We start from the raw sequence: 25,132 nt of genomic DNA on the forward strand, positions 1-25,132 counted from the left end.
AAGTAGGGCGGGACACGTGAAATCCTGTCTGAAGATCGGAGGACCACCTCCGAAGGCTAAGTACTCCTTACTGACCGATAGCGAACCAGTACCGTGAGGGAAAGGTGAAAAGCACCCCGACGAGGGGAGTGAAACAGTACCTGAAACCGAACGCCTACAATCAGTTGGAGGCTCCTTGCGAGCTGACAGCGTACCTTTTGTATAATGGGTCATCGACTTGGTCTTACGAGCAAGCTTAAGCCGTTAGGTGTAGGCGCAGCGAAAGCGAGTCTTAATAGGGCGCATGAGTTCGTGGGATCAGACCCGAAACCGAGTGATCTAGGCATGACCAGGATGAAGGTGCGGTAACACGCACTGGAGGTCCGAACCCACACCTGTTGAAAAAGGTCGGGATGAGTTGTGCCTAGGGGTGAAAGGCCAATCAAACTCGGAGATAGCTGGTTCTCTGCGAAATCTATTTAGGTAGAGCGTCATCCGAATACCCCGGGGGGTAGAGCACTGGATGGGTAATGGGGCCCCACAGGCTTACTGATCCTAACCAAACTCCGAATACCCGGGAGTACTAGATGGCAGACACACTGCGGATGCTAACGTCCGTAGTGGAGAGGGAAACAACCCTGACCTCCGGCTAAGGCCCCTAATTCATGGCTAAGTGGGAAAGCAGGTGGGATGTCCAAAACAACCAGGAGGTTGGCTTAGAAGCAGCCATCCTTTAAAGATAGCGTAACAGCTCACTGGTCTAAATAAGACGTCCTGCGGCGAAGATGTAACGGGGCTCAAGCCATGAGCCGAAGCCGAGGATGCACATAGTGCATGGTAGCAGAGCGTAGTGTGACATAGAACAGCTCCTCCTTAGACCCCTCGGGGTCATTGGAGGAACAGTTCTTTCGATGAAGCGGGCGCGTGAGCGATCCCGTGGAGAGATCACTAGCGAGAATGATGACATGAGTAGCGACAAAGAGTGTGAGAGACACTCTCGCCGAAAGTCCAAGGGTTCCTGCTTAAAGCTAATCTGAGCAGGGTAAGCCGGCCCCTAAGCCGAGGCCGAAAGGCGTAGGCGATGGGAACCAGGTTAATATTCCTGGGCCAGGAGGATGTGACGGATCATGAAGGTTGTTCGCCCTTATCGGATTGGGCGGGCCGCTGATTGGTCCCTGGAAATAGCCCTCCATCAGACCGTACCCTAAACCGACACAGGTGGACTGGTAGAGAATACCAAGGCGCTTGAGAGAACGATGTTGAAGGAACTCGGCAAAATACCTCCGTAAGTTCGCGAGAAGGAGGCCCGGGTCCTACGCAAGTGGAATCCGGGGGCACAAACCAGGGGGTGGCGACTGTTTATTAAAAACACAGGGCTCTGCGAAGTCGCAAGACGACGTATAGGGTCTGACGCCTGCCCGGTGCCTGAAGGTTAAAAGGAGGGGTGAGAGCTCCGAATTGAAGCCCAGGTAAACGGCGGCCGTAACTATAACGGTCCTAAGGTAGCGAAATTCCTTGTCGGGTAAGTTCCGACCTGCACGAATGGCGTAACGACTTCCCCGCTGTCTCCAACATCGACTCAGCGAAATTGAATTGCCTGTCAAGATGCAGGCTTCCCGCGGTTAGACGGAAAGACCCCGTGCACCTTTACTACAGCTTCGCACTGGCATCAGGATTGTGATGTGCAGGATAGGTGGTAGGCATCGAAGCAGGAACGCTAGTTCCTGTGGAGCCATCCTTGAGATACCACCCTTCGCACTCTTGATGTCTAACCGCGGTCCCTTACCGGGATCCGGGACCCTGCGTGGCGGGTAGTTTGACTGGGGCGGTCGCCTCCTAAAGCGTAACGGAGGCGCGCGAAGGTGGGCTCAGAGCGGTCGGAAATCGCTCGTTGAGTGCAATGGCAAAAGCCTGCCTGACTGCGAGACTGACAAGTCGAGCAGAGACGAAAGTCGGCCATAGTGATCCGGTGGTCCCGAGTGGAAGGGCCATCGCTCAACGGATAAAAGGTACGCCGGGGATAACAGGCTGATACTGCCCAAGAGTCCATATCGACGGCAGTGTTTGGCACCTCGATGTCGGCTCATCTCATCCTGGGGCTGGAGCAGGTCCCAAGGGTACGGCTGTTCGCCGTTTAAAGAGGTACGTGAGCTGGGTTTAGAACGTCGTGAGACAGTTCGGTCCCTATCTGCCGTGGGTGTAGGATACTTGAGAGGAGTTGCCCCTAGTACGAGAGGACCGGGGTGAACGATCCACTGGTGGACCTGTTATCGTGCCAACGGTAGTGCAGGGTAGCTATGATCGGAAAGGATAACCGCTGAAGGCATCTAAGCGGGAAGCCCCCCTCAAAACAAGGTATCCCTGAGGGCCGTGGAAGACCACCACGTCAATAGGCCGGAGATGTAAGCGCAGCAATGCGTTCAGTTGACCGGTACTAATCGCCCGATTGGCTTGATCTGATCCAGTAAAAGACAGCCAAAAACCAAAAAGCAAAAACAAAACTTGGACAACTCGTTGACCCTCATAAAGGGGTCAACACGTTGATGATGAAAATCATCAACACGTTGATAAAACTGAAATGAAGCAGAACATACATGTTCTGTGACATAACTCAGGTGTGGCCACGCGATTTGCCTCCGGCATATCGCTTCCGGCCACCGTCTGAACTCGCTTCGCGAGTGCAGCTTTGGGTTCTTATTCGGTTTGGTGGCCAAAGCACAAGCGAAACACCCGGTCCCTTCCCGAACCCGGAAGTTAAGCGCTGTTGCGCCGATGGTACTGCATCTTAAGGTGTGGGAGAGTAGGGCACCGCCAAACCTAATAAGAACCCAAATAAATCCTCTCTAAACAAAAAAACAAAACAAACAACGCGGGATGGAGCAGCCAGGTAGCTCGTCAGGCTCATAACCTGAAGGTCGTAGGTTCAAATCCTACTCCCGCAACCAAAATTATCATGCCAAAACATCAGATTAAACCTCGCCTCGGCGGGGCCGCTTGCGTTGCGCCAAACACGCTGGAAGCACTACGGAAGCAAACGAGGCGTGTTAGATCTGTGGCGTAACGGCAACGGCTCCGCATGTCCGGTGGACGCTCTGTGCAATGCATAACTGCGTTGAATATTGGTAGTGGAGCGCCTGTGTCCGTGGCCGGAAGGTCTCCCCATCTCCCATCGTCCTTCCAGAAATTTTCATAATATTTGCTGTGAGCCCTGACCCTAGGACCGCAAAGTTTTAGGTGCAGCTAGGAACCATAATAACTTCTCTAAGTGCTCTAGGAAAAGGTGCTCCCAATAATCTGTATTTGTAAATCTTGTGTACTGCTCTTTTGCTAGATCGTTCTTGAGGAAGTGATCGACTATGGTAGATCCGATTCCTGGAATCTTAAGACTATGAAGGTCTTCCAATTTTATTTTGGTATTTTTACATATCCACTCTAGCACGCTTCTATTCTTAATGTTCGTCCTCTCTTTATCTAAAAGCCTTTTTCCGTCAATGCCCTTTTTTATATCAAAGTAAAGCCAAAGGCAGTCTGCTGAACTTTTTGCGACTTCTTGGTCAACTAAATCATCTAGACAAGTTGGGCAGCTGAATGCATCAAGATATTTCACAGAACTAAGTGGTATATAATTTTCGAGTTCATGACCAACAGTTTCTATTGCGGTGCCAACATAAGGAGTCGCAGGGTCATATTGTTGCAAGTTCCTTTTAGAATGACGATTCAATACCTTTCTTGCGGTGGTGCCGAGCTTGTCACAGGGTGAAATCTTATCTGTGTCGACAACACATACCGTAATTCGCTTCTTAGCGATTTCCCCCTCGAAAGCAGTAACAGTTGTATTCCCACCGCCTAGAATAAATTCCACTGCCCAACCGGGAACCTTTGTTTTTGTTATGGATTTCTCAAAAATAAACTCATAAAGCTTGCTGTCAGAGTTAAGGTTTTCGACAATGAGCATTGTCTTGGAGGAGGCATACTCCCCCTGTAAAAATTCCTTGTGACCCATCATAAAGCAATTATCTACTATAGAGATAGGTTGATTGCCCAAGACTACTTTCAAAAAACAGGTGGCGTAAGAAGATATATTACCGCGCGTGGCGAAAGCTTCTTTGATATCTATTAAGTGACTGAGATTTCTGCCGGATAGCTTTGTGTTTTGTTTGCCCCACTCACAGATTCGTCGGTTCATCACGACGATATGCCGTCCCATTCGATCTGCATCTAGCAACCGAGAAAACAAGTCTTCAGCTTCATCGTCGGTGAGAGAGGAAAGTTCATCGTTCGACGCCTCAAGTGTTATAATCATTAATTTATCTCAAGAGTAATTGAAGAATCCAAAGGGCCAATTTTCCAACGCCCCGTTGCTGTCAAAGTTGGCCACAGACATTCTGGTAGGTGAATTTATGTCGTCTTCTGCAGCGAAGACAATAACTTGAACGTCATCACTGGATATGCTGCCCAGCTCGATTAGTTCTCCCAGTCTGTTGATGAGTGCCTCACTGTGCGTTTCAATTAGGATATTTACTATGTTAATATTGGTCTCAGACTGCCCAAGTTTAATACCCTTCACAAAAACGTCCGCTAGCTTCGCCTGATGTGCCGGGTGCAGGTGTAGCTCTGGTTGTTCGATAGCTATAGTTCTTATCGCTTGTCGCCGCCCATAAGGTATACCCCAGCGTTCCGTGGTTCGCCTACTTGACCACCAGACCGTCGCCAGAACAGGCAAGATCTGTGATACTCCATAACCAGTATCGGTAACGTTGACTGACTTTTCGCCTGCTTTTAGATGGATGCTAATGTGTCCCTCATGTGATTTGAGCTCAACGCCGTAACCAAAAATACTCTCGACCCAATCTGAAAAGCTCCTCTTTTGACCAGTCGATAGTGAATCAAGAAACATTGGGAAATTCGAGCCATTTGGAAGTATTTCGGAAACCTCCAGCTCTTGTTTCCGATAGAATCGTTCCCCTGCCGCTCTTGCTGGTCCTAAATAACTGACGCCAGAGAAAAAGTACTGTAAGTCATCATTTATCACATCTAGAACCTGAAGAGCACGGAAGGTGCGTTGAATCGTAAGGATGCTATCTTTGGATTTTCCAGATGTTCCCTTTTGAATATTTTCGTAGTATTTTCGAAACGAAGCTGTGTTGGCGGTTTCGGATAAGCGTTTCCATTTTTCTTCCAAATGGGGTGTTCCAGAAAGTATATTTGCGACTTCATTTCTAAAGGTGTCCGAGCTTGATATTCTAGGTATCTCGCGCCTTAGAAACCTCTCTAGCTCCTTTACTGCTATATCTTGATAAGAATGTCTTCTTCGTACGTTAGAGTTTGCGTCCTTGGTTTTTGAAATTAGGGATGGCGCGCTGAATAGGTCATTGGAGGAGTTTACAATTTCAAAATTTTGCAATATGTAAGGCAGCTCTTCTCCGTTAACAGTAAGTGATCCGCTGGTGCCCAACCTTCCCCGATATGAAATATCACAAATTAGGTCTTCGCTCGGGATCTCAAGGGATATTTTTTTTAGTGCGGTTTTTCCAGATTCTGCACCAACGTAGTATTTTACTATGGCTTCATCGATTTTAACTGTTTGTGTGCGATATCTCAGGAGATAATTGGTATGATGGCTGACTGTCGATCGATGACGTTTTTCTAAGTCTCTTACTTTAAATGAGAACACAGCATAGCCGTCTTTGGCCTCAGAAGATACGGCAGTTTGAAAATCTCCAAAGTCAACGAAGTCGCCGTACCATAGAATTGGTGCACTACTCCTTGTCTCTAACGACTGTCGAATCAGCGGAAGGGATCTTAAAAAAGTGCTTTTGCCAGCGCTATTTCTTCCGACCAGCACCGTTATGGGTCTGATTTCGATAGGTTCAACGCTTGAGAGTCTTCTAATGTTTTCAACAGAATATGATATTCTCAAAGGGGGAATCCTCCAGTTAGCCTACTGAATACACGCCGGATCAATCATCGTAACCAGATAACTTTATCTGAAGCTCAAGTGTCCAAAAATCTTCGAAAATTGGAGGCTAGATATGGCGGTAAAGCTTCTCAACGGAGGATAATCTAAAAGCTAACCGGTTGGAAGACCTATGCTCACGACGCTGTGTGCACTATTATGGGGATTGAATCTGATTATGAGCAGCGTGTCTGTGGGGTAGTCGCTTCGTGCTGCTACTTGTGGATGCAGCGTTGATGCAATTTTCTAGTTTCCATTGCTCCTATTTGAATCGATACCGCTCTGTCGCCTTCCTAATCCGTTCCGCCAGTGGTGTTGCGTGTTCTTCCGACATCCGTTCAATCGCTTCTATATGCGTATCTAGAAACTCCGCGAACTCATGCGGCTGAACCTCTGACGCTGCTGCACGGGACACCAGAAGGCCAAGGATTTGCCGGTCCAGCATGCGCATGTGTTCGGCCCGGTTGGTCTCGATCACCTCGCTTGGCAACACGCCAGAGCAATTCTCATATAGGTCATTCGCGATCACGCTCGCGACCTCGCGCCAAAGGTCATGTGTTGGCCAGCGGGCGCGGTTGCTGTCGGTGGTGGGGCAGGTGTAGCGGATCTTTTCGCAGAACTCGGCGTAGGCGTCTCCGACCATATCGCGTAGGTCTTGCCATGACCGCATTTCCCAGCGGTTGCGCAGTTGCTTGGATCCCATGCGCAGCTCAAAGCGCCAGACTTGGCTGGTCATCCGGTCTGTGAGGTCGAGGGGCGGACGGTTCAACTGGGCGCGGGCGTCGTTCCAGATGGTGAGCCAGCCCAGCTTGCCCTTTTGCATAACCTCTTGTCGCTTGTCGTAGATCACCAACTGCCGGTTGGCGACGGCTCCGGCGCGCAGGCCGGTGACGCGCGCACCGGTGGCATGGGTTTCTGTTTCATCAATACCGGTGTGTTCCTGAACACGTGTGCCGGGTGGCACCACCAGAGCCTCGCGGTCTGGTTCAAACCAAGGGGCCAGAAAGTCGATGGCATAATCCACACGGCTCACGCGCAAGAGATGATCGGCATAACGAATGCCGAAGGCGTCCATGCAGGTGCGAAAGTGTTTCTCTGCGGCGTCCAGCCCGCCAGTTGCTAGAAGGAAGGCGCGAAAGTCCACGGTAATGCCGGGATTGTTTGCAGGGCGGTTTTCCGGGTCGAGAAAGTACCACTCGGCCCCATACTCCCCAGTATGGGCAGAAAAGGCCGAACCGCCTGTACGGCGCACTGAGAGAGCCACAGAGCCAAATTCCATAACGGTCTCGGCATTGGTCTGGATTGCCTGCGCCTTGGCCTCAGCCAGTGCCGTGCGCAGCTCGGGCGGGATATCGGTCTCGACAGTGAATTTAAGCCCATCAAAGCCCGAATGCAGGATATCCGCTTCCATTTGTGCTGGCCTTCGCTTTCGTATTCGTGGAGGGGGGTGTTACAAGACCCCCCTCCCGCGCGGCCCATCTTGCCGCCGTGTCTGTCGAGATGTTGGGAAAAGGGGCGGGGGTCTTTGACCCCCTTACTGCCTCCGGCGGGGCAGCATATGTTTTGGGGCCGGGCATGGCCCGGCGCTGGATCACTTTGCAGATATTTGACGGCCAATCCAGATCTCGGCGCGTTCCGCGCATTTGGCTAGATTGAGAAGGTCAGAATGGTGGAAACTGCCGGTATTGCGCCACTCGCCGGTATCGGTCTTGTAGCTGCGCGACAGGTCAACGGAATAGAACCCGTCGTTCTGCCAGACGGTGGCCGTGATAAGGCCGATCTTGAATTTATGTGCTGGCTGATTTGCCATGGTGTTTTGTCCTGTATCTGAATGAAGAAAGGGCGCGAGACCGTTTCGCCCGCGCCCCCTGAGAGCCATCCGGCCCCAAAATCCCGCGCGGCGCTGCCAACCCCGACGCGGGCAAAACTCATACGGCGCTATAGCTGCTGGTGCTGCTGTGGCTACGCTGTTCAATCCACTCGGAGAGATCCCGGCGACGATAGCGAACGGAACGGCCAGACTTATAGAATTTCGGGCCGTAGCCGGTGACGCGCCATTTCTGGATCGTGCGGACACTCTGGCACAGATAGTCTGCTGCCTCGGTTTCGGTGATCAACCCATCCCAATAGTCCGTCGCAGGATGAGAAGGTGTTGAATTGGTCGTTGTGTGTATCGCGGTCATGTTCGCCCCTGTGTTGCTGTGGTCTCTGGGCACGAACTAACCGCCTATTCCTGCGATGCGCTACGAAATGCGTAGGAAGAATTCGGGCATAACTCTGCCCGTATTTCTACCTTTCCTGTGCGCGGTGCCGCGTAATGTGATCTTTCATAGCAAGCATCACCCGTGATGTTGGTGTTTGGTGGTACAGGCGTTCAAAAGCGATGGCGCAGAAGCGTGCAGCAGGACTGACAGGTTCGTTTTGGTCGGTAACAGAGCGCGAGAAAGGGAGGGTGGAAAACTCTTTCCATATCGCCGCGACATTGCTCATCCAAAGATCTAGCGCCGGGTTTAAGCGCCGACCGCTTTTTTGCGGGGATTGGCGCTCGATGCCACTCTTGGCGGCACGCTCTATACCTCGCAGTACATTGACGATGTCACCTTGTTCCAGAGTCCATGCGATGGTGTCAGTGTCTTGAAACTCATTTGATAAAACCAATGATGCTGTACTTGGCACGCCATCAATGTGCGCCGTTTCATCTTCAATGTTTTGCTGCTCAAATGTCAGGCTGGCCTCATAGCTCATGTCCTCAATTTGCTGCGCGAGTTGCGCGGCACGTTTCGCGATTGATGACAGCTCTCGGTTGGTTTCTTTCGTGCTGGGATGAGGGGCCGAATTTTCAGTCGTGCGTCGGTAAATTGCTGCGATGTCTTCAAGGGCCAACTTCATACTTGCCCGAGAGTCCTGCGGCGCGCCTGCGATATTGCAAAGAATCTTCATGTCACATTCGCTGTAGGTCTCGCGCTGGTATTGAGGCAGAAGGGCCAAATTATGCTCCATCAGATCTAATGTAATGTAAGGCGATTAATCCTATTGGCGCGCTCAAGGGCCTACGTAATGTAACGTAACGCACATCAGCCGGGTCAATGCCTACGTATACGTAACATAGCCCTACGTAACGTAGGGGGCCGGGCGCGGGCCAAGCTCCGTACGTATCGTTACGTGCCGTTACACGGCCCGCAACCTCGGACGCCCGATATCACCGACCATAGACCCCAAACGCGCGGCGTTTTCTTCTGCGGCTTGTCGGACTGGATCATCTGCCAGATGCGCATACCGCATTGTGGTTTGGATCTGGGTATGGCCCAGCAAGCGCCCGACCATCTGGATCGGCATTCCAGCAGAGACCGCATTCGATGCATAGGTATGGCGCAGGTCATGAATGCGTACGCCACAGAGGCCCGCCCGGTCTCGGATGCGCCGCCATGGGTGTTGCAGGTCAGTGGCATATTGGCCGGGGAGTTTCCCTTCGATCACGTAAGGATGGCCGGGGGTGCGCGGCAGGCGCGCCAGTACGTCCCGCGCCGGTTGGGGCAGGGGGATGCGCCGCGCCCCGGTCTTGCTGTCCGGTAGCTCCATTCCGTTTGCGGTGATGTAGCCCCATTTCAAAGTTTGGATTTCACCCAACCGACAGCCGGTCAGGATCAGCAGCCGGAATGCCGCGACCATATGCGGCGTTTCGCTGCCTTCGCGCTCCACTTCGGTCAGAACCTGCCCCAACCGTTGCAGCTCCGATTGGCTCAAGAAGCGTTCCCGCTTCACTTCGCGGTACTTCGGGACATGGCGGCAGGGATTAGAGCCATCCGGGCGCAGGCCCCAGATCTCGGCTAGATTGAACATCTTCGACAGAACGCCCAGCGTCCGATTGGCCTGATGCGGCTTGTCGCGGAATTTGTGGTGTAACTCGGCAATGTCCCGGCGCTCGACGTCTACGACCTTAAAGCTCCCCAGTGCGGGTACGATAAACAGATCGATGGCGCGTCGATATTCCTTTTGGGTGGAAGGCTTGCAGCGTTCTTTAGCGTGGGCCTCAAAGAAGCGCTCACAGAGCGCAGCCACGGTGGGGGCTTTGCGGTGCTGCGAGATCTCTTCGGCGGGGTTCTCGCCCTTGGCGACCTGCCCCATGATCTCCTTGGCCAGCTTACGAGCTTCATCAACTGTGATTTTGCCATGCCGCCCAACGGATACGCGCCGGGTTCTGCCCCCCTTGCGATACTGCGCCTGATAGGTCTTCGCACCAGAGGGCATGACCCGGACGCCGAAACCCGCGATTTGGCTGTCCCAGAGGAAGTAATCTTTGGCCTCTGGCATGAGGGCTTCGACGGTTCGTTTCGTCAGTTTTGGCAATTTGGTCTCCTCTCTGCTGCGCTTCCGTGGAAGCACTGTGGAAGCAAATGAACGCATGTCTTGGCGTAAGAGGTAGAAGCCGGTGAAGTTTGACGTCAATGAAAAATGAGCGAAACCAATAAGATAGAGTAGGTGGGCGCAAATCGGGGCAGACCGTGCAGAGTGCCCTAAGCGCTCTCATAACCTGAAGGTCGTAGGTTCAAATCCTACTCCCGCAACCAAATCAAATACATGATTACAACAAACTAAACCTCGCATCCGCGGGGAAAATCGCGTTCGAGAAAACGAAAAACAACGCACAAGGGTCACGAGAACTCGGAAACAAGTTGGTCCAGCATATCTCGTCCCAAGGGCTTCGACAGAAACTGACCTGCCCCCCGCGAAATCCCTCACTTTAATGTAGAGTCTGCGCCAACTTTGAAGGAGCAGACACATGAGAAAGAGCCGTTTCACCGAGGCGCAGATAATCGGGATGATCAAGGAACAGGAGGCGGGAATGCCGACGGCCGAGGCGTGCCGTAGGCACGGCCTGAGCACGGCGACGTTCTACAAATTGAAGGCCAAGTATGGCGGCATGGAGGTGTCCGAGGCTGCGAGGTCAAAGGCCCTTGAGGACGAGAATGCCAAGCTGAAGCGCCTGCTGGCGGACACCATGCTGGACAACGTCGTGTTGAAAGACCTGCTGGGAATAGAGGCCGCCAGCCCGCCATCGGTTCGAGGGCAAGGCCGACCCTGACGACATTGATCAAGCGGCGAGATGCGGCGCTTCGGGTTATGCGGGATCATGACATCTCGCAGCGCCGGGCCTGCAGGCTTGTCGGTGTCGATCCCAAAACAGTCCGGCGTGAACGCCCACCGGACTGTGTCGAGATCCGCAAGGAAATGCATGAGATTGCTGCCAAGTGGCGTCGGTTCGGCTATCGCCGGATCGGCGTTCTGTTGGAGCGCAAAGGCATGATCATGAACCACATCGGAGCCCGTAAAGCAAAAGGTCCGGGGGACCTTTTGTAGGGCGTAGCGCTGTATCGCACCTACCGCGAGGAAGGGTTGTCAGTGAAACGACGACGTGGCCGGAAGCGGGTACACGGACGCCGATGCCGGTTGCCGAGTGGCCCAACGCGCGCTGGTCCTTGGACTTCGTGTCTGACAGCTTCGGCGCCTCGCGGAAGTTCCGGATCTTGGCCGTGATCGATGATTGCACTCGGGAATGCTTGTGCCTCTTGGCGGACACCGGCCTGTCCGGCGCACGGGTTGCCCGTGAGCTTAGCGCCCTGATCCGGATCTACGGCAAGCCCGGTTGCGTTGTCAGCGACAATGGCACCGAGTTCATCAGTCGGGTTAGCCTGAAATGGACCGACGCGCACGAGGTGCCGTGGCACTACATCGATCCGGGTCAGCCCCAGCAGAATGCGTTCATCGAAAGCTTCAACGGCAGCTTGCGCGACGAGCTGTTAAACGAGGAGATCTTCGACAGCCTGGATGACGCGCGGCGCAAGCTGGCCCTGTGGCGCCACGACTAGAACACGGTCAGGCCACACTCGTCCTTGGGCAGCCAAACGCCGCAGCAAGCGCGCCGGACGCTTGAGAAATTTGAGGGCTCCGCGCCCGGCGTGATTGCGCCAAACGGGGAACCCGAATACCCAGGTCCAACCTGCAGACTCTCGTTATGAACGAGCGACCAGCGGGGGGCAGTTCACTACTATTGCGGCCTATCGCGAACACGCGGATGGATTAGCCTTGCTGATTTTTGAGCTTGCTCTTGGCACGGGGCAACGCGCATCAGACCTCACGAGAATGGAGTGGGGCCATATCGAAGTTGGGCGTATTTGGGTCACTCAAGGTAAAACGAATGTTCGGTTCTGGATCCCCTTCACAAAGCGGCTCTCTAGTGTTCTCGCTGGGGTCGATACCTCAAAGTCACGCTTCATCTTGACAGATGAGTCGGGCCATCAGCTGAATTATGATCAGTTACAAAAACAGGTTATTCGTGTGCGCAGAGCTGCTGGTCTGATGGACTACTCTCTCCACGGTCTCCGGGATAGTGCTGCGGGTGAGCTTGCAGAAGCGGGCTGCACTGACCATCAGATCGCGGCAATCACAGGTCACAAGAGCCTCTCGATGGTGCAGAAATATTCCAAGGGCGCGAGCCAAAAACGCCTCGCGATAGAGGCTCAAAACCTGCGAGAACAAATATGGGGCAAAACGTGAAAGTGGGAAATTTTGGGGAAACCGGCAAATTTCGGCGATTTCCTAAGTCTGTATGCAAGACCGTAACCCATTGATTTTGTGGCGGGGAGACAGGGATTCGAACCCTGGGAACGCTCTCACGTTCAACGGTTTTCAAGACCGCCGCATTCGACCACTCTGCCACCTCCCCGGTCCTGCAGATCGAATTGTTGTGGGGTTTAGGATGTGGGCGCGCTGGTGGCAAGGAGAAATGCTGCCCGCGCCGCAAATCATGCAGGCGCGACGCGCAATCCATCGCCCATCGTTCCGGATTGCGGAAACGTCAGGGTTTCCATACCAAAACACTGCGTTTATGCTCTGAGCAAAGACGTAGAAGACCGAAAAATCGGCACCCTTTGTGAGAAGCAATTTCACAAGAGGGCTGCGTCGAGGCGAATACAGGTGATGATGGACCATGAGCAGGCAGGACACGCGCATGAAAGACAAGGTTTCTGGCCCGGCGAGACTTCAGAGATTGGTTCCCAGTGGCGCGATCCTTGCGCTAACTGGCGCATTGGTTCTTGCGGGCTGCGAAGAGGGCGCCAATCTGCCGTTCCTTCAGCCCAAGGACAATGCTGAACAAGGCCTGCCCAGCAATTCCACTAAGCTTGTAGAGCGCGATGTCGAAGCCCCGGATGTCTTTCAGGTGACCGAAGCTGGCCTGTGGGACGGTCGCCCCTCAATCGGTGGGGTCTGGGTGGCGCATCCAGACGTGAAAGATCCCGAGCGGGTGATCATTCGCAACAATGCCAACGGCAAATTCGTCATTGGGGCCCTGTTCCGGCGCGAGCGGGCGATTCCGGGACCGCGCCTGCAGGTATCTTCGGATGCGGCGGCAGCCCTGTCCATGCTGGCGGGCGCGCCTGTGGAACTGAATGTCACGGCCCTGCGCCGCGAGGCCGTCGAGGACATCCCGCCTGAGGCTGAGATCCCTGAAATTGAGGGGCTTGAAGAGCAGCCACAGGTTGCAGAAACGGCGGCGGTGGAGACACAAGCGCTGGATCCAATTGCCGGTGGTGCAGCCGCTGCCATCGAGGCCGCGGCACCCGCACCCGAGCCTGCCCCTGCGGCGCCAACGCCATCTGCTCGATCTGCCTTGGCAAAGCCATACATTCAGATTGGTATTTTTAGCGTCGAGGCCAACGCCAAACGCACCGCCGACCAGATGCGCAATGCGGGGATCATCCCAACAGTCTATGAGCAGTCTTCCAACGGCAAGGCGTTCTGGCGCGTGGTGGTCGGGCCCGCTCAGTCCAAAGGAGAGCGGACTCAGCTCCTGAAGGCGGTCAAGGCCGCTGGTTTTGCCGACGCCTATGCCGTGACAAACTGATCTGGGCCGTCCGGCCCGGACCCGCACATCAGATAAGCGCTCCAAGGGAGGATCTCCCCCGTGACTATTCGCTGTATTTCGTTGACCTGCATCGGTGTTCTGGCTGGGCTGTGGATTGCGAGTTCCACAACCGCGGTTCAGGCCTTCGAGACCAAAGCCCGCGCCGCCTATGTGGTGGATCAGGGGACCAATACGGTTCTCCTGAGCAAGAATGCGGATGTGCCGATGCCGCCCGCATCCATGTCCAAGTTGATGACGCTCTATGTCGCTTTCGAGGCCGTCAGGGACGGGCGACTTACCATGGATGAGCGCCTTCCAGTGAGCGAGCACGCCATGAGCTACAAGGGCTCGACGATGTTCCTCGACACCACTGATCGGGTGCGCGTCGAGGATCTGCTGCGTGGCATAATCGTGCTCTCTGGCAATGATGCCTGCGCGGTGATTGCAGAGGCGCTCAGCCCCGATGGCACCGAGGCAGGATTCGCGCGCTACATGACACGCCGCGCGCGCGAGCTTGGCATGAACGACAGCACCTTTATGAACTCGAACGGATGGCCAGATGATGGCCACCGCATGTCGGTGCGCGATCTGGCCATTCTGGCAGAGCATCTTATCGAGGATTTCCCCGAATTCTATCCTATGTTCGCTGAGCAGGTGTTTGAATTCGACGGCCGTGCGCCGTCAAATACACGCAACCGAAACCCGCTGCTGCAACTGGACATCGGGGCGGATGGGCTCAAAACCGGCCACACCCAAGAGGCTGGATATGGTCTTGTTGGCTCTGCCAAACAGGGCGACCGGAGGGTGATCTTTGTGATCTCGGGGCTGAACAGTACGCCTGAGCGCGCCGAAGAGAGCGAGGCGATCGTGAATTGGTCCTTCCGCCAGTTCACCAAGAAAACCATCGCGCGCGAGGGGATCGCCGTCGAGCAGGCCGAAGTCTGGATGGGTGACAGCCCAACCGTCGGGCTGGTGCCCGCCGAGGATCTTGAGATCCTGCTGCCGGCGCTTTCCGATGATGCAGTGAAGGCCGAAGTTGTCTATACCGGCCCCGTTACCGCGCCGATTCAGGCCGGTCAGCAGTTGGCGGAACTGGTTGTTCATCCCGAAGACCTTCCCGAAATGCGTTTGCCTCTGGTGGCGCAAGCGGATGTAGGGACCGGGGGCTTTCCGGTGAAGGTCATGACTGCGGCCCGGGTTTTGGTGCAGCGCTTTCTGAACGGTCCTGAGGACGCAACGTGACCCAAAACCAAGGCTCCGGCCTCTTTCTGACCTTCGAAGGCATCGACGGGTCGGGTAAATCGTCTCAATGCCGCCTGCTGGCGGAGCATTTGCGCGGGCTGGGCCGCGAGGTCGTGCTGACGCGTGAACCGGGCGGATCAGAGGGCGCCGAGGAAATTCGCCGTCTCGTGCTGGAGGGCGACCCGGACCGCTGGTCGGCAGAGACGGAAATCCTATTGTTCACAGCGGCGCGGCGCGACCATCTGGAGCGGACGATCCTGCCTGCGCTTTCGGCAGGCAAGGTTGTCATCTGCGACCGGTTCGCGGATTCCACCCGCATGTATCAGGGGCTTTCGCGCGGGGACCTGCGTGCCACCGTGGACGAGCTTCATGCGCTGATGATCGGGCGGGAGCCAGATGTGACGATCCTCATTGATATGGATCCCGAAACCGGTCTTGCGCGGGCCAAGGGGCGTCAGGGCACCGAAGAGCGTTTTGAGGATTTTGGCCTCGCATTACAGGAAAAAATGCGGGCGGGGTTCTTGGCGCTCGCCGATGAATTTGCTGACCGTTTCCGCATTGTGGATGGCGCCCGTGATATGGATGCGGTTGCAGCGGATGTTGCGCGCATTGTCGAGGCGGAGCTGGAACAGCGCGTATGAGCGAAGTTGATGACCTTCCCCGTGCCGATCAGGCCGAAGGCGCCCCCCATCCGCGGGAAACGGCGCATCTCTTTGGACATGCGGAGGCCGAAGCGGAGTTCCTTAGCGCTTTCTCGTCAGAGCGTCTGCATCATGCCTGGCTGATTATGGGTCCGCGCGGAGTGGGCAAGGCGACCTTGGCCTGGCGCATCGCACGCTTCCTGCTGGCAACGCCTCCGGTGGAGGATGACGGTCTCTTTGGGGCACCTCCGCCGCCACAGAGCCTTGATGTTGCTCCCGATCATCCAGTGAGCCATCGCATTCTGGCCCTGGCAGAGCCAGGATTGGCGGCAATTACCCGCAGCTACAACGATAAGGGCCGTTTGCGCGATCAGATCGTGGTCGATGACATTCGTGTTCTGAACCGGTTCTTTGGCCTGTCTTCTGCAGAGGGCGGTCGCCGTGTCGTGATTGTCGACAGCGCTGACGAAATGAACGTTAACGCGGCCAATGCATTGCTCAAGATGCTTGAGGAGCCGCCCGCCCGCACCACGCTCTTGTTGATTTCGCATCAGCCTTCGCGCTTGCTGCCTACGATCCGGTCACGGTGCCGGACGTTGCGTCTTGGGCCCTTGGCGCCAGATGACATGCAGACTGCGCTTGAACAGGCTGGAGCCGCACTTCCCGATGATCCGACCTATCTTGCGGCGCTTGCGGCCGGGTCGGTGGGGGCTGCAATGAGGCTGCTGTCACTGGACGGAATGAAGCTCTATGGTGAGCTACTTGCGATCGTTGACAGCCTGCCGCGCCTTGATCGCCAGAGGGCTATGGCGCTCGCGGAAAAAGCAGCCGCGCGTGGTGGCGCAGAACGGTTTGAGCTCATGCTGACCCTTCTGGATGTGCTGCTCGTTCGGTTGGCCCGAACCGGGGCCACGGGGCTTGCGCCAACACCGGAAGCGGCCCCAAACGAAGGTGCGATCCTGACCCGGTTGTCGCCAAACCCGCAGCGGGCGCGCGCCTGGGCCGATCTTGCAGCGACAGTGACAGAGCGCACACGCCACGGTCAGGCCGTGAACCTTGACCCTGCGGCGCTCGTCCTAGATACGGTGTTCAAGATGCAGGACACCGCGTCGCGCTGAGGTTTTTGCCTGCGCGATCAGCGCTAGGACCGCGACAGCAGGAACGCGACAGAGGCAACCATGACGACCCCGCAGATTACAGATAGCCATTGCCACCTCGATTTCCCTGATTTCGAGGGAGAACTCCCCGAGGTTCTGGCGCGCGCGGCGGAGGCAGGCGTCACCCGTATGGTGACTATCTGTACCAAGCTCAAAAACGAAGCCGCCGTGCGTGCGCTCGCTGAGAAGTATGAACCAGTATTCTACGCCGCCGGAACTCATCCCATGAGCGCCGCGGACGAACCTCTGGTCTCGGTCGAGGAATTGGTAGCCCTCGCGCAGCATCCAAAATTCGTTGGCATCGGCGAGACGGGCTTGGATTACCACTACACGGCCGACAGCGCCGAGATCCAGAAACGCAGCCTCTCGATTCACATCGAGGCGGCGCAGGAAACCGGATTGCCGCTTATTATCCACGCCCGGGCCGCGGATGACGATATGGCGCGAATCCTTCGCGAGGCCTATGCCGTAAAGGAATACTCCTGCGTTATGCATTGCTTCTCGTCCTCCGCATCACTTGGACGTGCAGCGCTGGATCTTGGGTTTTATCTCTCGATGTCCGGGATCGCGGCTTTCCCCAAGAGCCAAGAGCTGCGCGATATTTTTGCCGAAGCACCCATTGATCGCGTTTTGGTGGAAACCGACAGCCCCTATCTCGCACCGCCGCCCTATCGCGGCAAACGCAATGAACCGGCCTATACAGCGCATACGGCCAAGGTCGGAGCCGAGGTCTTTGGTCTCGAATACGCCGAGTTCGCGGCCCGTACACAGGAAAACTTTGACCGGCTGTTCTGGAAGGCCGCGCAATATGAGGCCGCTGCCTGATGCCAACCCTGCGCTGCACGATCCTTGGTTGCGGGTCCTCCGGCGGTGTGCCGCGTCTTGGCGGCCATTGGGGCGATTGCGACCCCAAGAACCCCAAGAACACCCGCCGCCGCTGCTCCATGCTGGTGGAGCAAGACGGTCCGGATGGCACCACAACAGTGTTGATCGACACCAGTCCCGACATGCGCAGTCAGTTGTTGGATGCAGGAGTCGGGCGGCTGGATGCGGTGGTTTACACGCATCCCCATGCGGACCACGTCCATGGGATCGACGATTTGCGCATGGTTGTCTTCAACATGCGCGAACGTATCCCCGTCTATGCTGATGCGCCGACCAAAGCCGATCTCCTGGATCGTTTTGGCTATGCGTTTATCCAGCCTGAAGGGTCGAGCTACCCACCCATTCTGGAGATGCGTGATATCGAGGGCGCCTTTACGATTTCGGGCGCTGGTGGCAGCATCCCGTTCCTGCCGTTTCTGGTCGAACACGGCGCAATCGATGCGCTTGGGTTCCGGATCGGGGACCTCGCCTATCTGCCGGATGTCGCCAAGATTCCCGAGCCGGTGGTGCCGGTGCTCGAAGGACTGGAATGCTGGATCATCGACGCATTGCGACGTACGCCGCATCCAACGCATTTCTCATATCAGGATGCTTTGTCGTGGATTGATCGCATGCAGCCTGCGCGCGCAGTTCTGACGAATATGCATATTGATCTGGATTATGACACGGTCGAGGCCGAAACCCCCGATCACATCACGCCCGCCTTTGATGGCATGGTGATCCATAGCGATTATTAAACGACAGACTTTTTCGAAAACCGGGACGACACGCAGATGATTTTCAATCTTATCAATGTCGTCCTGCCTGTCTTTGTGGTCGTCGGCATCGGGTATGGGCTCACTCTTCGCGGGGTGTTTCAGCAGGTCCAGATCGACGGTTTAATGAAATTCGCCCAAGGGGTCGCGATCCCCTTTCTGCTATTTCGCGCCATGGCGGGGATCGACCTCCAATCCGGCTTTGATCCGCGCTTGCTGATCAGTTTTTACACTGGCGCGGCGATTTGTTTCTTCGCCGGGTTTATGGGTGCGCGTGTGTTTTTCAAGCGCGATTGGGAAGACTGCGTCGCCATTGGCTTTTGTTGCCTGTTTTCAAACTCTGTTCTTTTGGGGCTGCCGATCACAGAACGCGCCTTCGGTCCCGATGCTCTGGTAGGGAATTACGCGATTATCGCGTTTCACTCGCCGTTCTGCTATGCGCTTGGCATCACCGCGATGGAGATTATCCGCAATCGCGGGCAAGGGGGACTGCGTACGGCCACATCCGTGTTCCGGTCAATTTTCAAGAACAACCTGATCCTCGCCATACTGGCGGGGTTTGCGGTAAATCTCTCGGGATTGAGCGTGCCCGAACCCGTCGATGATGCGCTGGCACTGGTGGCCAAGGCGGGTCTGCCCACGGCGCTTTTTGCGCTTGGTGGGATCATGGTGCAGTACCGACCCGAAGGGGATCTGCGCACCATTGCGATGGTCTGCTGTATTGCGTTGCTTTTGCATCCGGCCATCGTCTACGCGCTCGGATCTGCATTGGATGTGCGCCAGGATCTCTTCCGCTCGGGCGTCCTGAATGCGGCCATGGCGCCGGGCGTCAATGGCTATATCTTTGCCAATATGTACGGGCGGGCCAAACGTGTTGCGGCGTCTTCGGTCTTGATTGCGACCGCCTCAAGCGTTGTGACCGTGCTCCTTTGGCTGACGTTGCTCAGCTGATCAGAGAGGACGCGGCGCGCGATGTTTGCAGGACTTTTATGAAGTTTTTTTCGCCCCCTTGCACCCCCTGCCAGATGCGGTAAGAGACGGGCTGAAATTTCACTAAGTCTCAAGGATCCTCCCATGTTTGCTGGACAAAAACTCCCCCAGGTGACCTTCCGTACCCGTGTTCGCGACGACAGCATCGAGGGCCCAAACCCGTTCCGCTGGCAGGACATGACCACTGCAGATTACTTCGCGGGCAAGCGCGTGATCCTGTTCTCGCTGCCGGGCGCGTTCACCCCGACTTGCTCGACCTACCAGCTGCCCGGTTTTGAGAACGGGTTTGAGGATTTCAAGGCTGAAGGCATCGACGAAATCTACTGCATGTCCGTCAACGACAGCTTTGTGATGAACAAATGGGCCGAAGCGCAGGGCATCAAGAACGTCAAAGTGATCCCCGACGGCTCTGGCGAATTCACCCGTAAAGTGGGCATGCTGGTCGCCAAGGACAACCTCGGCTTTGGCATGCGTTCCTGGCGCTATGCAGCCATCATCAACGATGGGGTTGTAGAAGCGTGGTTCGAAGAGCCGGGCCGCGATGACAACCACGCAGAAGATCCGTATGGCGAATCCGCGCCCGAGAACCTGCTGAAGCACCTCAAGGAAAAAGTCTCCGAAGCGGCCTGATCCGCATTCGTCGATGAGATGCAGAGCCCCGCAAGCTGTCTTGCGGGGCTTTTTTGTGATGTAGCGTCAGGCGAGTGGTCCGCCCTGTTCGCCAAGGTCCCAGAAGACTCCGGCCATCACTCTCAACGCGTCGTGGTATACAGATTTCAATACGTGTTCGTTTGGCGCATGCTGCGAACAGCCTCTGTAGGAATGAGGCACCCAAATTGTCGGCACCTCCAGGATGTCGGTGAAGCTGTCATTTGGCAAAGAGCCTGCAAGGTTTGGAAGCACATGCAGCGCACCAGAAGTCCTGCGGATCGACTCTCCAACGAACTGCGCCCAAGGGTGATCGGGGTCCAGACGGGTTGCGGCAAAAAAGCCTCGTTCGTGGCAGCGGATTTCGACGCTCTCGAAGCCATGCGCGTCCAAATGGCGCCGCAATGCGGGCACCACGTCCTCCGGGTCGGTGCCGACAACGTATCGCAACTGACACGTCGCGCGCGCCCAACCCGAGATCGCATTGACAGGCGCTTCTGGCACACCCGAAACCATCGCCAGAACCGTAAAGCTGTTCCAGCCAAAGACGCGCTCTGCCGGGGTCAGGTCTTCTTCGCCCCAGTCGGGGTTCACCGCTGGCCCCTGTCCTCCCGCGACAGGGAGGTCTCGAAGCGCCATGCGCACATTCTCGGTAAGACTATCCGGGCGCCATTCGGGCACTTTGATCTGGCCGCGCACATCGGTGATACAGGCCAGCGCATGTGCGAGGATCATGGCCGGGTCCGACAAAAGCCCGCCCCAATTGCCCGAATGATGCGCACCCTCATGCGTTTCAACCACAAGATCAAATGTCGTGCCCCCGCGCGAACCCATGAACATGGTTGGCACGTCGGGCTGCAGCCGGGGGCCATCAGAGGCGATGAGAACATCTGCTGTGAGCCGGTCCTTGTAGGCTCTGAACACGTCGGGCAGGCCGACTGAACCAACTTCTTCGCTCATTTCAATGACAATGCGCGTGTTGAAGCCGAGGTGGCCGCGTTCTGCAAGAACGGCTTCGAGCGCTGCGATGTTGATCAGGTGTTGACCCTTGTTGTCGGCGGTGCCGCGACCATAGAGGCGATCGCCTTCTTCGACGAGCACCCAGGGCTCTAGCCCCTCGCGCCAGCGTCCTTCTTGTCCCAGCACTGCGTCACCGTGCCCGTAGGTCAGTATGGTGGGGAGTGCCTCGCCTTCGCGCCGCTCACCAATCAGCAGGGGACCGCCGGTCGGGTCGGGATTGTCGATGATCTCGCAATCAAATCCGAGCGCACGCAGCCGCGGCAGCATTGCCTCTTCGAGATAGCGCCGACATTCCATGCGCGCCTCGGGCGCGGTGTTCTGGCTTTCGCTTCGATAGGTGACAAGATGCGCCAGATCGGACTGGAAATCTCCTGCCTCAAAATAGCGGCTGGCGCGGGAAAGAGCGGATTCGCGGCTCATGTTTGACCCTCGGTGATTGCATCGCCCCACGGCGACATGACTTCAGTGCAGCCGCTGTTCTTGCCGTCCTTGCGCATGACACCGGCAGGGCAGGCAAACGCATAGGGAGACACGGTGCGACGCGTTGGAACGGTCGGTTTTTCTGCGTTGAGCGCGCCCAGCACCTCCGGTGGGAGGGTCTCATCAGCGATGATCTGCTCGCCTCCGGACATGTCGATGCGGGGCGTGTGAAAGGCCGCTTCTATATCCATTTCGCCATCGACCACGAAAGACGCCAACTGAGAGACGGCGGAGACGATCTTGCGCCCTCCGGATGCGCCAAAAGCAAAGCGCGTGTCGACCGTCTCGCCCAGGATTGGGCAGACGTTCATCAGGCAGGCCTTGCCCGGCGCAAGCGAGTTTGGACGCCCCTGTTCGGGATCAAACCACATGATGCCGTTGTTCATCAGAAAGCCGGTTGCAGGCGACACCACGCGGCTGCCAAAGATCGACAAGAGTGTCTGGGTATGGCTGACCATATTGCCGTCGCGATCCACCACCGAAAAATGCGTGGTGCAGCCCGGGGCCTCCGGCACTTCGCCATCATCGCCCATCTTTCCAAGACGTTCCGCATAAGCGCGATCGAGGGCGCGGGCGTAGGCGACATAGGCCGACGCGGGTGTTGAGAGATCCGCCGACTCAAGCTGCTCGAGGACACGCGCGAACGTGGGGCCTGCCGTTAGCCCAGGCATCACATGAAACTGTGCGTTGCGATAGCTCACGGGGCGTGCATTCCCCATCCAGGCCCGATACCCCGCGAGGTCATCTGCCGAGAGGCAGCCGCCTTTGTCTTGGACATCGCGGGCCATCGCCTGCGCAAGATCACCTTCGTAAAACGCGCGCGGGCCGTGTTGCGCGATATGCGCAAGCGAGTCAGCCATCCGGCTTTGATCGAGGCGATTGTCGGGAACGGCAGTCCAGCCAGAGCCTTTGGGCCAGACCCCATCGTCCAGAAACAGCGCTGCCGCATCCGGGTCGCGCGCCAGATTACGTGCGGTCGAGGCAATCATCAGCGCCGCGTACCAATCCACCAGCATGCCCTCTTTGGCATGAGCGATGGCCGGCGCCAGGAGCTCTGCCCAGGACATCCTTCCCCAACGGGCGTGTGCCTGACCGATGCCATCCACGGTGCCCGGGACAGCGATCGCGGTGGCGCCTTCGACGTTGCGGTCGTCGACCACGCGTTCCCAAGGAAAGAGGTCGCCGGCCTTGCCGTCACCCGAAAGCGGATAGTTCGCAAGATCCAGCCCCTTGGGCGAGCGCATGCCAAAGTTGATCGCAACGGCCTCACCGGTGTCTGCGCGCCAGTGAACCGCTGCGCCGCCGCCCGCCGGACCACTCATCCATGGCTCCAATACGCCTACAACAAAAGAGGTCGCCACTGCTGCATCCACCGCATCGCCCCCTGCACGCAGAACGGCTGCGCCTGCTTCGGCGGCTTGTCGATGTTGAGAGGCGACCACACCGCCTGCGGTTTCAATGACGTATTTCCGGGTAATTTGCGTTTGTGAGAGAGCGCTCATGCTGCATCCTTTCGCGGCATCGGGCTGTCGGGATCTTCATAGTGGCATTCCACACGCCCTTGCGCAGTCGCGATTGTGCGGGGAGCCTGCGTTTTGCAATGCGCCGTTGCCAACGGACACCGTGGATGAAAGGCGCACCCCGAAGGAGGGGCGATCGGGTTTGGATAGGCGGTGCCAAGCGCTGTTTCCGGCACACCCAGTCCCGGCTCTGGGGTGAGGACCGAGCTCAGGAGCGCGCGGGTATAGGGGTGTTTGGGCGTCTCGAATAGTTCGGCCACCGGGGCTTCTTCGACAATACGCCCGAGATACATCACCGCCACCCGCGTCGCCAGGTGTTCAACAACCGCGAGATCGTGGCTGATGAACAGATAGGTGAGGCCAAACTCGCGCCTGAGGTCGCCGAGCAGGTTCAGGATCTGGCTTTGCACGGAAACATCCAGCGCGGAGGTGGGTTCATCGCAGATGACGATTTCCGGCTTCATCACCAAGGCACGGGCAATGGCAACGCGCTGACGCTGGCCACCAGACATTTGGCTTGGGTATGTGTTCATGACCCGTTGCGGCAGGCCGACCACATCCAGCATCTCTTTCACAGCCTTGCGCTGGCTGGTGCTGTCGCCAATCTTGTGTACGCGCAGGGGCAAAGAGATCAGATCATAGATGGATTTGCGCGGATTGAGTGAGGAGTAGGGGTCCTGAAATATGGGCTGAAGCCGACCCGCGAGGGCGCGACGATCCAGCGCGTCCATTGGCGCGCCGTCCACAAGTACCTGACCCGAGGTGGGTTTTTCCAGTCCAAGCAAAAGCTTGGCGAGGGTGGATTTGCCGCACCCCGACTCTCCCACGAGGCCCAGGACCTCTCCCTTGCCCAGTGAGAGTGAGACGTTATTCACCGCTGTGAGCGGCTTTCGTGCGCCGAACAGACCCTGTTTGACGCTGTAGGTTTTAGTCACCCCATTCAGGGTCAGAACATCACTCATACCGCCTCTCCTTCATGGGATAGAGCCCCGTCTGGGTGAATGCATTTGAACTCATGGCTTGCTTCGCCTCGAAGGGGAATGTCGGCGCGGCACTCTGGACGCGCATGCAGGCAGCGGGTGCGGAAGGCGCAGCCGCTCACCTCGCCAATGAGGGACGGCACGATGCCCGGAATGGTCCCCAGAGCGGCCCCGCGCTCGGTCTTGCCGGGTTGCGGGATGCAGCGCAAAAGTCCGCGTGTGTAGGGATGGCTTGGAGTCGCAAACACGTCCGCTGCAGGGCCGGTCTCCACAAGCTCTCCCGCATACATCACGGCCACTTTGTCGGCGACGCGCGCCACCACGCCGAGATCATGGGTGATCAAGATCATGGCCATGTTCATTTCCCGCGTGAGGTCGACCAAGAGACGTAGGATCTGCGCCTGAATGGTCACATCCAGCGCGGTCGTCGGCTCATCCGCGATCAGCAGGTCCGGCTCGCACATCAGGGCCAAGGCAATCATCACCCGCTGACGCAAACCACCGGACAACTGGTGCGGATATTGCGACAGGCGGCTCTCGGCTGCGGTGATGCCGACCTTTTCAAGCAGCTCAATGGCCCGCGCGCGAGCGGCAGACTTGCTGACCTTGCGATGCAGCAGCAGCGTTTCGGTCAACTGATCGCCGATGGTGTAGGCTGGGTTGAGCGATGTCATCGGCTCTTGGAAGATCATCGCCATGCGGTTGCCGCGCAGATCGCGCATCACCCGGCGGTTCGCCGTCAGAAGGTCGATGTTTTCAAACCGCATCTCATCGGCGCGGCGTTTGATTGACTTGCCCAACAGCCCCATGACAGCCAGCGAGGTCAGTGACTTTCCGGAGCCGCTTTCGCCCACGATAGAGAGGGTCTCGCCGCGCATTAGGTCAAAATCGATGCCGCGCACGGCGTGCAGCGTGCCGCTGCCGGTGGGAATGTCGAGGGTCAGGTTCTTTACGGAAAGAAGCGTATCGCTCATGG

At 56.7% G+C, this 25,132-nt stretch carries 20 protein-coding genes, 2 tRNA genes, 2 rRNA genes and 1 pseudogene (1 of these 25 only partly in view); 13 read left to right on the plus strand and 12 right to left on the minus strand.

All coding sequences use genetic code 11. From position 1 onward, the window contains the following. The 3 genes from TM1040_RS03345 to TM1040_RS03355 form a co-directional block, all read left to right on the plus strand. Positions 1-2,438, plus strand: a 23S ribosomal RNA gene (locus tag TM1040_RS03345) (it extends 395 nt beyond the left edge of the window). A gap of 243 nt (positions 2,439-2,681) precedes the next feature. After that, a 5S ribosomal RNA gene (gene rrf / locus TM1040_RS03350) occupies positions 2,682-2,796 on the plus strand. Between the two features lie 51 nt (positions 2,797-2,847). After that, positions 2,848-2,924, plus strand: a tRNA-Met gene (locus TM1040_RS03355). A gap of 269 nt (positions 2,925-3,193) precedes the next feature. Here TM1040_RS03355 and TM1040_RS03360 read toward each other — a convergent pair. From TM1040_RS03360 to TM1040_RS03390, 7 genes are all read right to left on the minus strand, one after another. Next, on the minus strand, positions 3,194-4,282 hold the full coding sequence (locus TM1040_RS03360; protein WP_011537187.1) for a hypothetical protein: 1,089 nt from the start codon (positions 4,280-4,282) through the stop codon (positions 3,194-3,196). A gap of 9 nt (positions 4,283-4,291) precedes the next feature. Then, positions 4,292-5,899 carry an AAA family ATPase gene (locus TM1040_RS19950; RefSeq protein WP_166485503.1) on the minus strand — a complete coding sequence of 536 codons (1,608 nt, stop codon included), beginning with the start codon at positions 5,897-5,899 and terminating at the stop codon, positions 4,292-4,294. Between the two features lie 298 nt (positions 5,900-6,197). Then, positions 6,198-7,346, minus strand: coding sequence for a hypothetical protein (locus TM1040_RS03370; RefSeq protein ID WP_011537189.1), 1,149 nt, complete (start codon positions 7,344-7,346; stop codon positions 6,198-6,200). Positions 7,347-7,526: 180 nt separating this feature from the next. After that, a complete protein-coding gene (locus TM1040_RS03375; RefSeq protein WP_011537190.1) occupies positions 7,527-7,745 on the minus strand; it encodes a hypothetical protein in 219 nt (72 codons plus the stop codon). 118 nt (positions 7,746-7,863) lie between these two features. Then, complete coding sequence (locus TM1040_RS03380) at positions 7,864-8,118, minus strand: helix-turn-helix transcriptional regulator (protein ID WP_227511966.1); 255 nt, start codon at positions 8,116-8,118, stop codon at positions 7,864-7,866. Positions 8,119-8,224: 106 nt separating this feature from the next. Continuing rightward, on the minus strand, positions 8,225-8,923 hold the full coding sequence (locus TM1040_RS03385; protein ID WP_166485504.1) for a hypothetical protein: 699 nt from the start codon (positions 8,921-8,923) through the stop codon (positions 8,225-8,227). A 180-nt stretch (positions 8,924-9,103) separates the two neighbouring features. Beyond that, positions 9,104-10,282: a site-specific integrase gene (locus TM1040_RS03390; RefSeq protein ID WP_044026487.1), complete on the minus strand. Its 1,179-nt coding sequence runs from the start codon at positions 10,280-10,282 to the stop codon at positions 9,104-9,106. 433 nt (positions 10,283-10,715) lie between these two features. On the opposite strand from TM1040_RS03390, the pseudogene TM1040_RS03400 reads away from it, so the two are divergent. Together TM1040_RS03400 and TM1040_RS03405 are read left to right on the plus strand one after the other, a co-directional pair. Then, a pseudogene (locus tag TM1040_RS03400) lies at positions 10,716-11,952 on the plus strand (IS3 family transposase). 67 nt (positions 11,953-12,019) lie between these two features. Continuing rightward, the gene (locus tag TM1040_RS03405; RefSeq protein ID WP_254658808.1) at positions 12,020-12,490 is read left to right on the plus strand and encodes a tyrosine-type recombinase/integrase; all 471 of its coding nucleotides are present in this window, start codon (positions 12,020-12,022) and stop codon (positions 12,488-12,490) included. A gap of 79 nt (positions 12,491-12,569) precedes the next feature. Here the strand turns inward: TM1040_RS03405 and TM1040_RS03410 are convergent. Beyond that, positions 12,570-12,659: transfer RNA gene (locus tag TM1040_RS03410), tRNA-Ser, on the minus strand. A gap of 285 nt (positions 12,660-12,944) precedes the next feature. Here TM1040_RS03410 and TM1040_RS03415 point away from each other — a divergent pair. The 8 genes from TM1040_RS03415 (at position 12,945) to TM1040_RS03450 (ending at position 20,138) form a co-directional block, all read left to right on the plus strand. Beyond that, positions 12,945-13,838: an SPOR domain-containing protein gene (locus TM1040_RS03415; RefSeq protein ID WP_044026490.1), complete on the plus strand. Its 894-nt coding sequence runs from the start codon at positions 12,945-12,947 to the stop codon at positions 13,836-13,838. Positions 13,839-13,898: 60 nt separating this feature from the next. Continuing rightward, complete coding sequence (locus TM1040_RS03420) at positions 13,899-15,080, plus strand: D-alanyl-D-alanine carboxypeptidase family protein (protein ID WP_011537196.1); 1,182 nt, start codon at positions 13,899-13,901, stop codon at positions 15,078-15,080. Beyond that, positions 15,077-15,721 carry a dTMP kinase gene (gene tmk, locus TM1040_RS03425; RefSeq protein WP_011537197.1) on the plus strand — a complete coding sequence of 215 codons (645 nt, stop codon included), beginning with the start codon at positions 15,077-15,079 and terminating at the stop codon, positions 15,719-15,721. The genes TM1040_RS03420 and tmk overlap by 4 nt, the downstream gene beginning before the upstream one ends. Continuing rightward, positions 15,718-16,839 (plus strand): DNA polymerase III subunit delta', encoded by a 1,122-nt coding sequence (locus TM1040_RS03430; RefSeq protein ID WP_011537198.1) that lies wholly within the window; start codon positions 15,718-15,720, stop codon positions 16,837-16,839. The genes tmk and TM1040_RS03430 overlap by 4 nt, the downstream gene beginning before the upstream one ends. A gap of 60 nt (positions 16,840-16,899) precedes the next feature. Further along, positions 16,900-17,703, plus strand: coding sequence for a TatD family hydrolase (locus TM1040_RS03435; RefSeq protein WP_011537199.1), 804 nt, complete (start codon positions 16,900-16,902; stop codon positions 17,701-17,703). Then, positions 17,703-18,500: an MBL fold metallo-hydrolase gene (locus tag TM1040_RS03440; protein ID WP_011537200.1), complete on the plus strand. Its 798-nt coding sequence runs from the start codon at positions 17,703-17,705 to the stop codon at positions 18,498-18,500. The genes TM1040_RS03435 and TM1040_RS03440 overlap by 1 nt, the downstream gene beginning before the upstream one ends. 36 nt (positions 18,501-18,536) lie before the next feature. Beyond that, positions 18,537-19,469, plus strand: coding sequence for an AEC family transporter (locus TM1040_RS03445; protein ID WP_011537201.1), 933 nt, complete (start codon positions 18,537-18,539; stop codon positions 19,467-19,469). A 123-nt stretch (positions 19,470-19,592) separates the two neighbouring features. Beyond that, complete coding sequence (locus TM1040_RS03450; protein WP_011537202.1) at positions 19,593-20,138, plus strand: peroxiredoxin; 546 nt, start codon at positions 19,593-19,595, stop codon at positions 20,136-20,138. A gap of 66 nt (positions 20,139-20,204) precedes the next feature. Here TM1040_RS03450 and TM1040_RS03455 read toward each other — a convergent pair whose 3' ends face one another. The 4 genes from TM1040_RS03455 to TM1040_RS03470 are packed head-to-tail and all read right to left on the minus strand — an operon-like array spanning position 20,205 to position 25,130. Further along, on the minus strand, positions 20,205-21,596 hold the full coding sequence (locus TM1040_RS03455; RefSeq protein ID WP_011537203.1) for a M20 family metallopeptidase: 1,392 nt from the start codon (positions 21,594-21,596) through the stop codon (positions 20,205-20,207). Next, a complete protein-coding gene (locus TM1040_RS03460; protein WP_011537204.1) occupies positions 21,593-23,158 on the minus strand; it encodes a gamma-glutamyltransferase family protein in 1,566 nt (521 codons plus the stop codon). The genes TM1040_RS03455 and TM1040_RS03460 overlap by 4 nt, the downstream gene beginning before the upstream one ends. Continuing rightward, the gene (locus TM1040_RS03465; RefSeq protein WP_011537205.1) at positions 23,155-24,138 is read right to left on the minus strand and encodes an ABC transporter ATP-binding protein; all 984 of its coding nucleotides are present in this window, start codon (positions 24,136-24,138) and stop codon (positions 23,155-23,157) included. The genes TM1040_RS03460 and TM1040_RS03465 overlap by 4 nt, the downstream gene beginning before the upstream one ends. Further along, positions 24,135-25,130 carry an ABC transporter ATP-binding protein gene (locus tag TM1040_RS03470; protein ID WP_011537206.1) on the minus strand — a complete coding sequence of 332 codons (996 nt, stop codon included), beginning with the start codon at positions 25,128-25,130 and terminating at the stop codon, positions 24,135-24,137. The genes TM1040_RS03465 and TM1040_RS03470 overlap by 4 nt, the downstream gene beginning before the upstream one ends. Positions 25,131-25,132: the final 2 nt, after the last annotated feature.

It is taken from the genome of Ruegeria sp. TM1040, from assembly GCF_000014065.1.
GTDB lineage: Bacteria > Pseudomonadota > Alphaproteobacteria > Rhodobacterales > Rhodobacteraceae > Epibacterium.

Coding starts and splice junctions, on each gene's coding strand:
- TM1040_RS03360 (WP_011537187.1), bottom strand. CDS start 4,282: ATGATTATAACACTTGAGGCGTCGAACGATGAACTTTCCTCTCTCACC.
- TM1040_RS03370 (WP_011537189.1), bottom strand. CDS start 7,346: ATGGAAGCGGATATCCTGCATTCGGGCTTTGATGGGCTTAAATTCACT.
- TM1040_RS03375 (WP_011537190.1), bottom strand. CDS start 7,745: ATGGCAAATCAGCCAGCACATAAATTCAAGATCGGCCTTATCACGGCC.
- TM1040_RS03380 (WP_227511966.1), bottom strand. CDS start 8,118: ATGACCGCGATACACACAACGACCAATTCAACACCTTCTCATCCTGCG.
- TM1040_RS03415 (WP_044026490.1), top strand. CDS start 12,945: ATGAAAGACAAGGTTTCTGGCCCGGCGAGACTTCAGAGATTGGTTCCC.
- TM1040_RS03430 (WP_011537198.1), top strand. CDS start 15,718: ATGAGCGAAGTTGATGACCTTCCCCGTGCCGATCAGGCCGAAGGCGCC.
- TM1040_RS03435 (WP_011537199.1), top strand. CDS start 16,900: ATGACGACCCCGCAGATTACAGATAGCCATTGCCACCTCGATTTCCCT.
- TM1040_RS03440 (WP_011537200.1), top strand. CDS start 17,703: ATGCCAACCCTGCGCTGCACGATCCTTGGTTGCGGGTCCTCCGGCGGT.
- TM1040_RS03445 (WP_011537201.1), top strand. CDS start 18,537: ATGATTTTCAATCTTATCAATGTCGTCCTGCCTGTCTTTGTGGTCGTC.
- TM1040_RS03450 (WP_011537202.1), top strand. CDS start 19,593: ATGTTTGCTGGACAAAAACTCCCCCAGGTGACCTTCCGTACCCGTGTT.
- TM1040_RS03455 (WP_011537203.1), bottom strand. CDS start 21,596: ATGAGCCGCGAATCCGCTCTTTCCCGCGCCAGCCGCTATTTTGAGGCA.
- TM1040_RS03460 (WP_011537204.1), bottom strand. CDS start 23,158: ATGAGCGCTCTCTCACAAACGCAAATTACCCGGAAATACGTCATTGAA.
- TM1040_RS03465 (WP_011537205.1), bottom strand. CDS start 24,138: ATGAGTGATGTTCTGACCCTGAATGGGGTGACTAAAACCTACAGCGTC.
- TM1040_RS03470 (WP_011537206.1), bottom strand. CDS start 25,130: ATGAGCGATACGCTTCTTTCCGTAAAGAACCTGACCCTCGACATTCCC.